The sequence below is a fragment of the Rothia sp. P7181 genome (assembly GCF_048513015.1).
GTDB lineage: Bacteria > Actinomycetota > Actinomycetes > Actinomycetales > Micrococcaceae > Rothia.
In genome coordinates this window covers 102992-115747 of the sequence record NZ_JBLXXZ010000004.1, presented here as the reverse complement: position 1 = coordinate 115747, position 12756 = coordinate 102992, and the positions used below count along the sequence as shown (strand labels likewise).

At 48.0% G+C, this 12756-nt stretch carries 13 protein-coding genes and 3 tRNA genes; 6 read left to right on the top strand and 10 right to left on the bottom strand.

From position 1 onward, the window contains the following. Positions 1–11: 11 nt before the first annotated feature. Positions 12–536, bottom strand: a complete 525-nt coding sequence (locus ACN08Z_RS03435) for a DM13 domain-containing protein (RefSeq protein WP_419103200.1) — start codon at positions 534–536, stop codon at positions 12–14. A 455-nt stretch (positions 537–991) separates the two neighbouring features. Between ACN08Z_RS03435 and ACN08Z_RS03430 the strand changes: the two genes are divergently transcribed. From ACN08Z_RS03430 to ACN08Z_RS03420, 3 genes are all read left to right on the top strand, one after another. Further along, positions 992–1064 (top strand) — tRNA-Glu (locus ACN08Z_RS03430). 45 nt (positions 1065–1109) lie between these two features. Next, positions 1110–1183 (top strand) — tRNA-Asp (locus tag ACN08Z_RS03425). 63 nt (positions 1184–1246) lie between these two features. Continuing rightward, positions 1247–1319, top strand: a tRNA-Phe gene (locus ACN08Z_RS03420). Positions 1320–1480: 161 nt separating this feature from the next. On the opposite strand, the gene ACN08Z_RS03415 is transcribed toward ACN08Z_RS03420, so the two are convergent. The 5 genes from ACN08Z_RS03415 to ACN08Z_RS03395 all read right to left on the bottom strand — a co-directional run bounded on the left by ACN08Z_RS03415 (position 1481) and on the right by ACN08Z_RS03395 (position 7007). Beyond that, complete coding sequence (locus ACN08Z_RS03415) at positions 1481–2284, bottom strand: exodeoxyribonuclease III (protein WP_419103199.1); 804 nt, start codon at positions 2282–2284, stop codon at positions 1481–1483. 19 nt (positions 2285–2303) lie between these two features. After that, positions 2304–3749, bottom strand: coding sequence for a glyceraldehyde-3-phosphate dehydrogenase (locus tag ACN08Z_RS03410; protein ID WP_419103198.1), 1446 nt, complete (start codon positions 3747–3749; stop codon positions 2304–2306). 189 nt (positions 3750–3938) lie between these two features. Next, on the bottom strand, positions 3939–4877 hold the full coding sequence (locus ACN08Z_RS03405; RefSeq protein ID WP_419103197.1) for an aldose 1-epimerase family protein: 939 nt from the start codon (positions 4875–4877) through the stop codon (positions 3939–3941). Between the two features lie 93 nt (positions 4878–4970). Then, positions 4971–5321, bottom strand: coding sequence for a hypothetical protein (locus tag ACN08Z_RS03400; RefSeq protein WP_419103196.1), 351 nt, complete (start codon positions 5319–5321; stop codon positions 4971–4973). A 9-nt stretch (positions 5322–5330) separates the two neighbouring features. Then, a complete protein-coding gene (locus ACN08Z_RS03395) occupies positions 5331–7007 on the bottom strand; it encodes a sodium:solute symporter family protein (protein WP_419103195.1) in 1677 nt (558 codons plus the stop codon). 270 nt (positions 7008–7277) lie between these two features. Here ACN08Z_RS03395 and ACN08Z_RS03390 point away from each other — a divergent pair, with 270 nt between their 5' ends. The 3 genes from ACN08Z_RS03390 to galK are packed head-to-tail and all read left to right on the top strand — an operon-like array spanning position 7278 to position 10461. After that, entirely contained in the window at positions 7278–8039 is a 762-nt protein-coding gene (locus ACN08Z_RS03390) for a DeoR/GlpR family DNA-binding transcription regulator (RefSeq protein WP_419103194.1), read from the top strand. Then, the gene (galT, locus tag ACN08Z_RS03385; RefSeq protein ID WP_419103193.1) at positions 8036–9178 is read left to right on the top strand and encodes a galactose-1-phosphate uridylyltransferase; all 1143 of its coding nucleotides are present in this window, start codon (positions 8036–8038) and stop codon (positions 9176–9178) included. Before ACN08Z_RS03390 ends, galT begins: the two co-directional genes overlap by 4 nt. Continuing rightward, on the top strand, positions 9175–10461 hold the full coding sequence (gene galK / locus ACN08Z_RS03380) for a galactokinase (protein WP_419103192.1): 1287 nt from the start codon (positions 9175–9177) through the stop codon (positions 10459–10461). Before galT ends, galK begins: the two co-directional genes overlap by 4 nt. A 157-nt stretch (positions 10462–10618) precedes the next feature. On the opposite strand, the gene ACN08Z_RS03375 is transcribed toward galK, so the two are convergent. Genes ACN08Z_RS03375 through ACN08Z_RS03360 form a run of 4 tightly spaced genes read right to left on the bottom strand, consistent with a single transcriptional unit; the run spans position 10619 to position 12558 of the window. Further along, positions 10619–10957, bottom strand: a complete 339-nt coding sequence (locus ACN08Z_RS03375) for a DUF427 domain-containing protein (protein ID WP_419103191.1) — start codon at positions 10955–10957, stop codon at positions 10619–10621. Positions 10958–10960: 3 nt separating this feature from the next. Beyond that, a complete protein-coding gene (locus ACN08Z_RS03370) occupies positions 10961–11362 on the bottom strand; it encodes a hypothetical protein (protein WP_419103190.1) in 402 nt (133 codons plus the stop codon). Between the two features lie 2 nt (positions 11363–11364). Continuing rightward, the gene (locus ACN08Z_RS03365; protein ID WP_419103189.1) at positions 11365–12066 is read right to left on the bottom strand and encodes a Crp/Fnr family transcriptional regulator; all 702 of its coding nucleotides are present in this window, start codon (positions 12064–12066) and stop codon (positions 11365–11367) included. Positions 12067–12111: 45 nt separating this feature from the next. Beyond that, the gene (locus ACN08Z_RS03360; RefSeq protein WP_419103188.1) at positions 12112–12558 is read right to left on the bottom strand and encodes a hypothetical protein; all 447 of its coding nucleotides are present in this window, start codon (positions 12556–12558) and stop codon (positions 12112–12114) included. Positions 12559–12756 lie beyond the last annotated feature (198 nt).

The window sequence follows — 12756 nt, the reverse complement described above, 5'->3', positions numbered from 1 at the left end:
GCGTATAACTTTTAGTTGAGTGTTGCAGCGCCGAATGGGGAGCTGAAACGTTCGCACCAGATGATAACACTCTTGATGGTGTTGATGTCTACGTTGGAGGGAATGGGGTAGTTCTGGTTTCCATTGGTTGCTTTGAGGTCTCCGAGGTTGGTGTAGTCCTCTGCGGTGAGGGTGGTGAAGTCCCCTGTTTTGTCGGTGAGGATGACTTTGAGGTCGGGGCCATCTAGTGTTGAAAGATCTTCGAGGCGTAGTAGGTGTGTTCCATCGTTGAGGGTGATGATTGCTGCGGTTCCTGTTGTGTCGTGGTCGATGGAGTGGAATGTTCCTTGTGTGGCTGTTTGTGGTGTTGGTGTGCTTTGAGCTGTTGGCTGTTGGGCGTTACTAGTTGCTGGTTGTGTTTGTGTTGATTCTGGTAGTGCTTCGTCGATAGTTGAGCTGGTGAAGGCTCGCCAAGGTTGGGTGAGGGATAGGACTATTCCTAATACGACGAGTGCTGCAATGGAGAGGATAAGCAGAATATTTTTCTTGTTCTTCATGTGTGTCCTTTGTTCTTGTTTGATGTATGTGGTGTGGTTTATCTGTATAGCGTGATGTGGGTGCTTTTTATTCCGAATCGGGCGTTTTGGGTGAAAGTATTCTGTTTCTGTGTGAACAGGAGTAACGTTGGTAACAAAGGTGAATATTATGCGCTGGCGTTTTTGAGGTAATGGCATCGTGGATGAGGTGTTTTTAGGCGTTGGTGGCGGTTTTTTGCGGTCTCTTAAAACTTTTTTGAGAAATTTTTTTACTTGATAAGGAAAGTATATTTTCTGAAACTTCCTTGATTTTTAGCGGTTTTCATGGCTTTTATTGTGCTGTTATCTCGCGTATTGGTCAGTTTTTAACAAGAAAAAATGGTTTTTTGCCCATTTTGAGTTTGCATGCGTCCCAAAACTGTCGTAAGCTTATTGAGTCTTGAACGGCGGGGTAAAAAACCGCTGATTCAGTCCAGGCCCCCATCGTCTAGCGGCCTAGGACGCCGCCCTTTCACGGCGGTAACACGGGTTCAAATCCCGTTGGGGGTACTTGTAGATTACATCTACAAAGCCCTAGTTGATAATTTCAGCTATGGCCCCGTAGCGCAGTTGGTTAGCGCGCCGGCCTGTCACGCCGGAGGTCGCGGGTTCAAGTCCCGTCGGGGTCGCTCCGACCGCGTATTTCTTTATGATGAAATATCGCGGTTGTGGCATATCTACAGCATATGCCTGGCTCTGTAGCTCAGTTGGTAGAGCGTGCGACTGAAAATCGTAAGGTCACCGGATCGACGCCGGTCGGAGCCACAAAATCCACTTGCACGGGCTTCTAACGTGCAGGTGGATTTTCTATTTAACACACTTCACCAAGAAACATTCCTTATGGGCGTCATTAAAATCAAAAGAGCGCCTAACCAGAACCAAAATAGGCTCTCGGTCAAGCGCTCTCCTGCCACAAGGTTTAGAAGCTAGTCTGCGATCTCTACAACAACAGGCGTATGATCACTAGCACCCTTCCCTTTACGCTCCTCACGATCAATATGAGCACTTTTTACACGTTGCGCCAACGCCGGAGAATATAACTGAAAATCAATACGCATACCCTCATTCTTCGGGAATCGTAGCTTCGTATAATCCCAATACGTGTACTCGCCCTCCGTGAACGGACGGACGACATCAGATAGTCCGCTCTTGTTCATAAAAGCAAAGAACGCGTCGCGCTCTGGCCCACTAACATGCGTCATCTGATGCTCACGGAAGTAGTCAATATCCCACACATCATGGTCGTAAGGAGCAACGTTCCAATCTCCTACCAGCGCAAACTGTGCTTGAGCATCCGCGCTCAGCCAAGAATCAACATTAGAACGTAGCTCTTTGAGCCACTCCAACTTATACGCCATATGAGGGTCTTCAAGTCCGCGCCCATTAGGAATATATAAGCTCCAAATGCGAACACCGGCGCACGTTGCACCAATAGCACGCGCCTCCTGAACCGGAGTATCACCAGGTTTAGCGAAACTTGGCTGACCTGCAAAAGTCCGCTCAACATCCTCTAATCCCACGCGTGAAGCAATGGCCACACCATTCCATTGACTTAACCCAAAATGAGCAACTTCATAACCCATAAAATCAAAAATTTCATAAGGGAAATTTTTCTCTTGAGCTTTTGTCTCTTGAATAGCAAGCACATCAACGTCAGAACGGTCTAGCCATTCTTCAACGCGTTCAGCTCGTGCGCGAATAGAGTTTACGTTCCAGGTAGCAATCTTCATACCCTCTAGGGTACATGCTCTATCGTGCGGGCGGGAATGCTGGAATATGCAGACCTGCCATCTTCTCTACGACTCGGATTACCTGACAAGAATACCCAAATTCATTGTCATACCACAGATACAGAACCGTTGTATCCTCGGTGACCAGCGTGGCTAACCCGTCGACAATGCTCGCCGTGCGCGACCCCACAAAATCGGTAGAAACCACCTCGTGTGAATCGGTGTAATCAATCTGACGGCGTAATGACGAGGTTAAAGATACCTCACGCAAGAGAGCATTAAGTGACTCTTTAGAATCTGGTTGTTTTTCTAAACGCAGATTCAAAATAGCTAGTGACACATCTGGTGTTGGAACACGAATGGCACTACCGGTCAGTTTCCCCTCAAGCTGAGGAAGTGCTTTAGAAACAGCTTTTGCCGCACCTGTCTCAGTAATAACCATGTTCAACGCTGCAGAACGCCCACGCCGATCACCACGATGGAAGTTATCAATAAGGTTTTGATCATTGGTGAAGGAATGAACCGTTTCAACGTGACCAGAGAGTACCGTAAAGTTTTCGTCCATAACTTTCAGTACTGGAGTGATGGCATTAGTTGTACACGATGCTGCTGAAAGAACGGTGTCTTCGGACGTAATAACAGAGTCGTTAACACCGCAAACAATATTTTTAATATCTCCTTTGCCAGGGGCTGTGAGCAATACTCGAGAGGCTCCTTTGCTATTGAGATGTTGGCTGAGCCCTTCATCATCGCGCCAACGCCCAGTGTTATCAACGATGATAGCGTCACGAATACCGTATTCTGTGTAGTCTATGGTTGCTGGGTCGTTGGAATAGATGAAACGAATTGGCGTCCCGTTAGCAATGATGGTGGAATTCTGCTCGTCTACGCGGATAGTTCCAGCGAATGCTCCGTGTACGGAGTCTCGTCGCAAGAGTGAGGCTCTTTTGTAGAGATCGTTCTCTCCATTTTTACGGACGACAACGGCACGTAAATTAAGCCCGGAACCACTTGTTCGTTCAAGTAGTATGCGGGCTAGAAGACGGCCGATGCGACCAAAACCGTAGAGAACAACGTCTTGGTTGGTTGCTGTTTGTGTTCCTGCTTTTTCAACAACGGGGGATAGTTCTTCGCGTAACCATTTTTCGAGCTCTGTTGAGCCAGAACGCTCATATTGTCGGTATAGTTCTGCTAATCCGATAGAGCAAGGTGCTAATTGGAGTTGGATGAGTGTTTGTAAAATTTCTAGAGAGCGGTTGGGGTCGAGCTCTTCATGGTCGATTTGCCGAGCAAATCGGTGTAATTTCAGAATCTGAATGACGGATTGGTTGACGAGGGAACGTCCATGAATACTGACAACTACACCGTATTCTCGGTTGAGTTTTCCAATGAGCGGAATCATTTGTTCTGCTGCTGATTCTGCGTCGTTCCATGTAGTGTTTTTTAGGGTGCTAGAGAGCGCCACGGCTTCCTTCTTCCTTGCGGTGATACGTCTTCGTATTCTCCGAGCATATGTGCTTGTAAAACGTTAGATGTACGCCTCGTTGCGTTCATCTAACGTTTCACAGCTTACCTGCAGAAATAAGGTAATTCCGTATTTTACAGAGTTTTTCTTTATATACCGATTAGGGAATATAAAGAGGGTGTGTATTTTCTACGCCTGATCAAAAGCACGAATTCCCCACCGTGAAATATGCTCTTCACCAGGAGAAAGAACCACAAGATGAGTTCCGCTATTGAATGCATTGGCAGGTGCTGTCATCGGTTCAACTGCTAAAGCCCGACGTTCTAAGCCGTCGGTGTATACCTGAACCCATCGAATACTTTCATCAAAAGTCAGTTCCACACCAGAAGAACGATGAACATCAGCATAAAGACGAACATGGCCGCGCTTATCAGTGTAAGAGAGCGAACCAAAAGCATGGTCTAGCTCCATCTTGCCTAAGAGCGCACCAGCACGAAAATCTAAGGATGTTCCTTCAACAGAATGTTCTGCTACGGGTAGTAAGCGCTCATCTGTTTCAAGATATTTTTCTGCAGGAATCTCCAGCACCCACCGGTTTAGGGCTGATGCTTGGTCAACATTCCCACTGGCACTCAGATAAGGGTGAGCCGCGTATGCATAGGGTGCGGGCTCATCTCCCACATTTTGCGCAGAAAACTCTACGTGAAGTCCTTCATCGTTGAGAATATACGTCACTGTGTATTTCAGAAAGAAAGGGTATCCGGGGCATGGTGGAAGCTCAAGAGTGCCTGATAGCTGAGCCTGATGAGCGTTTATGACGGGCTCTTCAAAAGACCATCGTTGCCACATCACGAGCCCGTGAATAGCATTGTGTCGTTCCACTTCAGATATTGGTAGTTGATGCTCGACCTCGGAAAAAGTGTATCGTCCGCCGTCGATACGGTTGGGCCACGGTGCAAGGTGTGAGCCACGTGCTCCAGCGCGTAATTCGTTGGGAGAAGCTGGAAGAATAAGCTGTTTGCCTTGGGGTGATATAAGGGATTCTAGGTTAGCTCCCACCTCGGCAATGGTGGCGCTATACCCACCAGCGTTTAACGTGTAGGTTGTCCCAGAAAATGATGTAGACATAAACTTCTCCGTAGATAGACGATTGTGTGAGAATCTTGCAAGAAAATAGCACTGTGGCTCAATAGTTCATACTATTGAGCCACAGCATTATTTTTAGTGTTCTTCAGCTAAAGTGCTTGCTTCACCTTCAGCAATTTTTTCTCCAATAGATTCAATATTGGCGAGAATATCCTCCGCGGGGACGGGGGAGAGCCTCGCCCATAAGAAGAAGAGGATACCGCCGACGAACATGCTCAACCCTGTCCATAGGTTGATGGGAATACCGCCGGTCAATGCCTTGTCTGCTACTGGGTCAAGAATTCCTGTAACTGTTACAAGGACGCCATAAACAACGAAGAGCGCGCCGATGATATTACGTAGGTCAGTACGGCGGGTAGAGCGAACGAGTTGCTCTTTTTCTTCGGGGCTAAGCACTACAGCTGTTGGTTGGTTTTTGTTGCTCATAGTGACTCCTTAGATAATGGGAAGATAGAGCAGAACGCAGAGGATGAGGGCGACTGTTCCAAGAAGTGCTGGGGAGCGGTACCATACGGTATCGCTGGCGACAGCATCTTTGGTGAGGTCGATGGTGCCGATACCATAGACCAACCCTGCAAGTTCATCGTCTGTTTTAGGTGTGGTGAACATTGATACGGCCACGGAAACAACCATCACGGTGATGAAAGAAATAATAGCCATGTAGAGGGTTCCAGCAGTACCAGTCTCGAAGAGCGTGGGGTCGTTCAAATACCAGATCCACACAAGTGCTGGGGCGATAATACCACTGACATATCCCCAAAGACCTGCTTGCGGAGTCATCTTCTTCCAGAGGAGACCGAGGATGAAAACAGCAAACAAGGGTGCGTTGAAGAAAGAGAACAGCGTCTGCATGTAGGTCATGATATTACCGAACTGTGCCGCGAGGAATGCGGTAAAGATACCGATAAGGATGCCTCCTACAGTGACCCAACGACCTGTAGAGAGATAGTATGAGTCGCTCATCTTAGGTTTGACGTATTCTTGCCAAATATCGTAGGTGAATACGGTGTTGAAAGAGGAGACGTTTGCTGCCATACCTGCCATGAACGATGCCATAAGACCGGTAACAGCGACACCAAGGACACCAGAAGGTAGATACATCTGGATTAGTTTTGGGATGGCGTCGTTGTAGGTGAGAGTTCCATCTGCAAATTGGTTACCGATGGTTGCTGCGGCAATCATTCCGGGGATAACCACGATGAAAGGAATGAAGAGTTTGGGGAAAGCGCCAATGAGCGGGGTGCGGCGAGCTGCAGACATGTTCTTTGCGGAGAATGCACGTTGAACTTCGGTGAAGTTGGTGGTCCAGTAACCGAAGGAAAGGACGAATCCTAGGCCAAGAACAATCGCCAGCCAGTTTGCACCAATGGGGTTGGTGACGTGACCAATTTCGGTGCCTTGCCATGCGGAAAGGTGAAGGTTGTTAACGCCTTCGGTGTTCATGAGGGCTGTTTTGAGTCCGCTCCAACCACCTACACGGTGCATACCGACAACGGTTAGTGGTACGAGGCCAGCAATAATGACGAAGAATTGCATAACTTCGTTATAGATTGCTGAGGATAGTCCTCCGAGGGTGATGTATACAAGAACGAAAAGTGCAGAGACGATGATAGCAACCCATTGTGGCCATCCCAGCATTGCTTCGATAATGATCGCCATTGCGTAGAGGTTGATACCTGCGATGAGTACGTTGGAGATGGCGAACGCTAAAGAATTAACGAGGTGTGCTGGTCGTCCGAAGCGTCGAAGCATAAATTCGGGGACGCTTCGTACCTTTGAGCCGTAGTAGAACGGCATCATGACAAGGCCAAGGAATACCATCGCGGGGATAGCGCCGATGAAATAGTAGTGCATGGTGGACATGCCGATTTCTGCGCCGTTTGCTGCCATGCCGAGAATTTCGGTGGCTCCAAGGTTTGCAGAGACGAAAGCTAGGCCTGTAATCCATGCCGGCATGGACCGTCCAGAGAGGAAGAAGTCCATGGAGGTTTTGACGCTTCGGCGGGCGATAATGCCGATTGCGAGGACGGTAACGAAGTAGATGATGAGCATTAGATAATCTACAAAATGTAGATTGAGTCTCACTCCATCAGCAGATGCTACAAGAGACATAGTGGAGCTCCTGGGTTTTGAAAACACAACAACGACCACGTTGAAATGTTTATTTTTGTTTATATGTGGTGTGCGGCAACATTGCCAATTCAATGACCAGTAAACCCCTATAAGTCTTTTAATGCAAGGATTAATCAAGAATATTTCTAAAATTATCTGAATGTTTTCCATCTAGATAAAAAACTTGTGTTCAAAAATGTTTGTTTGTGATTGAATGGAGGGTGATACATCCTTCTACCTACAGCCAACAGCACAACAACAGGAGGCCCCATGCTTGCATCAGAACGGCATAGCCAGATTCTGCGTGAAATCGAGGCCCGTGGCACTGTGCTCACCGGAGAACTCGTTGAACTACTCAACGTCTCATCCATGACTATTCGCCGAGACCTCAACGAACTAGCTGACCTAGGATTACTCGTCAAAGTCCACGGTGGAGCGACCTCCTTCAGAGCCAGTAGCGAACCAACATTCGCCACAAAAATGCTCCTTCACGAACCCGAAAAACAACAGATTGCCCAACGCGCCCTACACTATATACATCCTGGGCAAACTATCGGATTCTCCGCCGGAACAACCTGCACAACCATCGCCATGAACTGCCTCAAAGTTCCAGAACTGACCGTCATTACAAACTCATTGCGCGTCCATGAAACTTTTCACCAATCCCCATCTGACGCTCAAGTAATCCTCACCGGAGGGCAACGCACCCCCTCAGACGCGCTCGTTGGACCCATCGCCGACCTCGCACTAGGAACCTTGCACATGGACGTGCTCTTCCTCGGTACCTACGCAGCAGACCTCAAACAAGGCCTTATGAGCCCCACACTGATTGAATCCGCAACGAACCGCGCTCTCATATCCTCCGCTTCACAAGTTGTGGCAGTTTTTGACCACAGTAAATGGGATATTCGAGGCTTGAGCCAATTTGCCCCTTGGGAAAAAATTAACACCGTCATTACCGGCGCAGATATCCCCGACGAAACTCTCACCATTTTGAAAGACACTGTTAACGAGGTAGTTCTAGCATCATGACCACTACGCGCACACCGCTCACACCAACCGTCGTCAAAACATCAGCAACACTCGCTGACGGACGTGAAATTATCTTCTATGATGACTCCGCAGCATACGTTAGCGGAGAAAAAACCCGCACCGTCCACGACCCGCGTCCGCTAGAAGCACGAACCCTACCACCACACGACGCCGCATCCATACGCACCGACCCTCTCACCGGATACCCCGTAGCTATTGCAGCACATCGACAAAACCGCACCTTCCTCCCCCCAGCAGATGAAGACCCCCTAGCACCTGCCGGACAAGGAAGCGTCCCCAGCGAAATTCCTGAACCAGAATACGATGTCGTTGTTTTTGAAAACCGCTTCCCCTCACTACAAGGGCCCTATGAAGTTCTCAACGATAATACCCTCAACTATGAGACAACCCCTGCTGGACGTTGCGAAGTTGTCTGCTTCACCTCTAACGCCATCGGCTCCTTTGCAACATTGAGCCAACAACGAGCACGCACTGTCTTTGAAGCATGGAAAGACCGCACTAAAGAACTACTCGCTTTAGACTCCGTACGTGAAGTCTTTATCTTTGAGAACAAAGGTGAAGAAATCGGCGTAACTTTGCACCACCCGCACGGGCAAATCTACGGTTACTCGTACCTTACCCCATATACCACAGCCCTTAAAAGACAGACAGATGCTTATGCGCAAAAGAACCGCAAAGACCTTCTTGCCGATGTGCTATTGAGCGAAGTCCGAGACGGGCGGCGCATCATTCGACGAACTGAAAACTTTACTGCTTACGTCCCGTTTGCGGCTAAATGGCCTGTCGAATTCATGATTATGCCTCATAAAGCAGTCAAAAACTTTACGGGTTTCACCTCCGAAGAGCTTGATGAGCTAAGCGAACTCTACTTAGACCTACTAGGACGACTTAACCGCTACTTTGACGGTATCGAACTGCCCTATATCTCTGCATGGCATCAGGTTCCCTCCGACGGTGCAGAGCATATCTCCCGCATGTTCTTGCACGTATTCTCCCTCAAACGTGCCCCCGAAAAACTCAAATATCTTGCCGGTTCTGAATCTGCAATGGCAGCGTGGATTAACGACCGGACACCCGAAGAAATTGCTGCTCGTCTGAAAGAAGTTGAACTCCCATGAGCACTCCACAATGGATTACCAACCCCACCCAAGAAGACCAAATTCGCACAGTTATTGACGCATTCATCGCAGAATACGGCTACGAACCAACTGGCGTATGGGCTGCACCGGGGCGCGTAAATCTGCTTGGCGAACATGTTGATTATGCCGGCGGAACCGTTATGCCTTTGGCATTACCACATCGCACCCTCGTCGCGGCAGCCCCTCGCCAAGACGGCATACTACGAGCTGTATCAGATCACGCTAACGGTGTTGAGCAGATCGCTCTTAAAGATATTGCCCCAGGTGCGTTGAGCGGCTGGTTTACTTATGTTGCTGGTGTCCCATGGGGGATGAAAAAAATTGCTGATATCGATGTTGTAGGTGCCGACCTTGCCATCACCTCAGCCGTTCCCGTGGGAGGCGGACTCTCCTCTTCTGCAGCGTTGGAATGTTCTGTGGCGCTTGCACTGGACGAACTTACCGCTCAAGCACAAGAAACAGCTCCACTTCACCAAACTGATACAGGGCGGGCAACCTTGGCACAGGTATGTATTATTGCAGAAAACGATATCGCCGGCGCCCAAACAGGTGGAATGGACCAATCCATTTCCTTACGTGCGCTTGAAGGCTCTGTGCTGACCATCGACTGCCGTGATTTTAGCACTAAACCCCTCACTGTTGATGTGGCTTCTGCCGGATTGGCGCTTCTCGTGATTGACACAAAAGCACCACACCAACTAGCTGACGGACAATACGCTCGCCGCCGCGCTATTTGTGAGCTTGCAGCAGAGGCATTAAACGTAGACAACGTGCGTAACGCTATGCCAACGCATATGAGCTACGCAGATGCAGAAGCCGTTGTTCGACGCTGGGAAGAAAGCTTAAACGACGTCGAACTTCCTGAAGACACCACCCCAGAACAAGCCATAGCACGCATACGTCACGTAGTTCATGAGATGGTGCGAGTCCAAGAATGTATCGATATATATTCTGCTTCTGTAACCGATGAGAGCTGGAAACGTCTAGGAGAGCTATTGAGTTGTTCTCATGCTTCATTACGTGATGATTATGAAGTGACTGTCCCTCAACTAGATGTCGCTGCCGAAGCTGCTGAGCATGCCGGTGCTTTAGGCGCTCGCATGGTAGGCGGCGGTTTTGGCGGTTCGGTGCTTGCTTTGGTCCCTCAACAGAAAATTGAGGATATCGCCGAGGCTGTGGTGAATGCTTTTGAACAGCAGGGTTTTGGTGCTCCTGCTTTTGTTGAAGCGACGCCCGGTGCTGCAGCAACTCGAGTGAAATGATGAAGTAGCTAGAATCTTTCCAGACGAGGAACATGTCTATTGTTGTCTGTGATTCCTCGTTACATACTAGGGGTGTGTTTGTGTGGTTTATGCGACTCAAGGGGAACTCTAAAGGCTAGAAAGCCTATATCCTGTCGAGAGCCACCAAACTCATCCTCTACTTTCTCTGGACGTTGATGTCTGTCTGGGTAGGCTCCTGAACGACATCAATTCCTTGAGTGACATCAAATGCTACGCGTCCTTTAACAAACCATGCCCACGGCAAGGGCAATGGATAAACCCATGCACCATGAGAGATACGTTCACCGTTGACTATCACATGCTGATAACGAGCAATGCCTTTCCATACACACAGTGTGCGCAACCGTGCTGGCTCTAGTGCCTCAGAAATAACGTCGTGAGAGGGAAAATAAAAGTTTCCCTCTATTAACAGTGCATCTGAGGTGCGAGCAATCTCTTGACCATATGCTACTGCGCGTACCGTATAACGGCGCATCTTTTAGCTCTGCCTTTCAATGTTCATGAGCTTCTGAGAGATAAGGGATACTAGCGCTTCAGCAGACTTATGGCATTGTTCAAGTTCTTCAGCATTAATCAAAATAAAGCCGGTTCCGTCTTGAATATACGCAATAGCAGGAGCCTGTGTATCAGGAATAATCTTTTTTAACAGGTCATCTCGTTCGTTCAAATGTACGGCGCTAAAAGGAACTGGCAATGTTGCACAGGCTGTTTTCCATTCTTTTTTACCGAGCGGGTTAAGACCATGTGTAATATCGCAAAGCGCACAAGAGCGCGTATGACGGAGCTTTCCCCACACATACGAAAGCTCCCCTTTAATTCCTCCGTCTGCGGCATAAACGCCAATAAGTTGCGCAGAAGAATCTGAATGATGGGTCACCATGTTTATTTCCTTAAATCATCGGTTGAAGGGTGAATGGATGCTTGCGTATATAATGCTGGCATATCGGTAAGAATGACTTTTCCACGTCCTTGTCGCACTATTCCTTGAGTAGCAAAATCTGCCAAGGTTTTACTTGTAATCTCACGGCTCACACCTACAAGGTTTGCAATCTGTTCATGAGTTAGACGAACAATAGGTTTTCCTGTGATGAGAGCTTTTTCTGATGTTTTGAGAAGAACCCGTGCAATACGTGCTGGAAGTGGCCTCAACAGGTTATCTGAGAGCCGTTCCTCTAGCTCTTGAACGCGTTCAGCCAAAATTTTTGAGACTTGCACCGTAAACTGTGGATCAGTGCTCATGAGCTCTTCAATATGGCTGACCTTTAAAGCGCATACCTGACATTCTTCGAGAGCTTCTGCATAGTTTTCATGCATTGACTGTCCCATGAGTGCCATCTCGCCAAAAACCATTCCGGGGGTCAAAATGGCGATGGTTAACGTTTTACCGCTATCGATAATGCGAAATACACGGATTCTTCCCTTTTTAAGGATAAAGAGCGTTTGCTGCTGGTCTTGTCGAGAGAAAATCAGTTCACCACGGCTAAAAAACTGTGCAGGAGCAAGTGATTCTAAATGGCTCATTTGTTCGGGCGAACAATGAGAGAAAAGATCTGATTCGCGAATACAAGCAAAATCGCTATCCATATTTGCTCCAAGCTACTGATAGTCGGTGCGCTGAACCCGAAAATATTATGCGCGTTTGAGAACTACCATAGCAGTGAGTCCCATAACAACACCATAAACGATGTGCCCCATCAAAGAGAGCAAGGTAGCGGATGTAATGGTGAATACTGGTGCTCCCATCATCAGTGGCATCATCAGAAGAGGCCCAACAATCCAGAACAGTACTCCGATAAGGCTACCTGCAATGAGTGCACCGGAAACGTGAGTAAGTGATTGGTCTTGACCTGAGAAGTGAATAATAGCGCCGGCAAGAGCACCAAATACACCAGAAATCATCATGTGCATTGCAAAGCCTACAAATGCTGATTCTGAGCCAATCATGCTAGCAAGCATGGGGAGCATTCCCATCATTGCCATCATCATGCCAAAAATAACGCCTCCTGCTAACCCTCCGATAGTAGTGGCTAGAATGGTGGACTTGGTGGTGTTAGAAAACGATTGAGTGTTCATCATATGTTCTTTCTTCTGTGTACAGAATGTATGTCATACTCTATGAAGCATTGAAAAGAAGTTCTGTGAAGGTGTTTACAGAACGGAAAATACTCTCTGAATTTTTTGAGAACGCATGGTAAAGGACGGCCGGAAAAATACACTTTTCACCTTCATTTAGTGTGTTTTAGCAGGTGAAAGCCTAAAAGTAGAAAATTTTTC

What these genes read in the sequence shown, in the direction of transcription:
- ACN08Z_RS03435 (WP_419103200.1), bottom strand. Translation starts at nt 536, where the DNA reads ATGAAGAACAAGAAAAATATTCTGCTTATCCTCTCCATTGCAGCACTC.
- ACN08Z_RS03415 (WP_419103199.1), bottom strand. Translation starts at nt 2,284, where the DNA reads ATGAAGATTGCTACCTGGAACGTAAACTCTATTCGCGCACGAGCTGAA.
- ACN08Z_RS03405 (WP_419103197.1), bottom strand. Translation starts at nt 4,877, where the DNA reads ATGTCTACATCATTTTCTGGGACAACCTACACGTTAAACGCTGGTGGG.
- ACN08Z_RS03400 (WP_419103196.1), bottom strand. Translation starts at nt 5,321, where the DNA reads ATGAGCAACAAAAACCAACCAACAGCTGTAGTGCTTAGCCCCGAAGAA.
- ACN08Z_RS03395 (WP_419103195.1), bottom strand. Translation starts at nt 7,007, where the DNA reads ATGTCTCTTGTAGCATCTGCTGATGGAGTGAGACTCAATCTACATTTT.
- ACN08Z_RS03390 (WP_419103194.1), top strand. Translation starts at nt 7,278, where the DNA reads ATGCTTGCATCAGAACGGCATAGCCAGATTCTGCGTGAAATCGAGGCC.
- galT (WP_419103193.1), top strand. Translation starts at nt 8,036, where the DNA reads ATGACCACTACGCGCACACCGCTCACACCAACCGTCGTCAAAACATCA.
- galK (WP_419103192.1), top strand. Translation starts at nt 9,175, where the DNA reads ATGAGCACTCCACAATGGATTACCAACCCCACCCAAGAAGACCAAATT.
- ACN08Z_RS03375 (WP_419103191.1), bottom strand. Translation starts at nt 10,957, where the DNA reads ATGCGCCGTTATACGGTACGCGCAGTAGCATATGGTCAAGAGATTGCT.
- ACN08Z_RS03370 (WP_419103190.1), bottom strand. Translation starts at nt 11,362, where the DNA reads ATGGTGACCCATCATTCAGATTCTTCTGCGCAACTTATTGGCGTTTAT.
- ACN08Z_RS03365 (WP_419103189.1), bottom strand. Translation starts at nt 12,066, where the DNA reads ATGGATAGCGATTTTGCTTGTATTCGCGAATCAGATCTTTTCTCTCAT.
- ACN08Z_RS03360 (WP_419103188.1), bottom strand. Translation starts at nt 12,558, where the DNA reads ATGATGAACACTCAATCGTTTTCTAACACCACCAAGTCCACCATTCTA.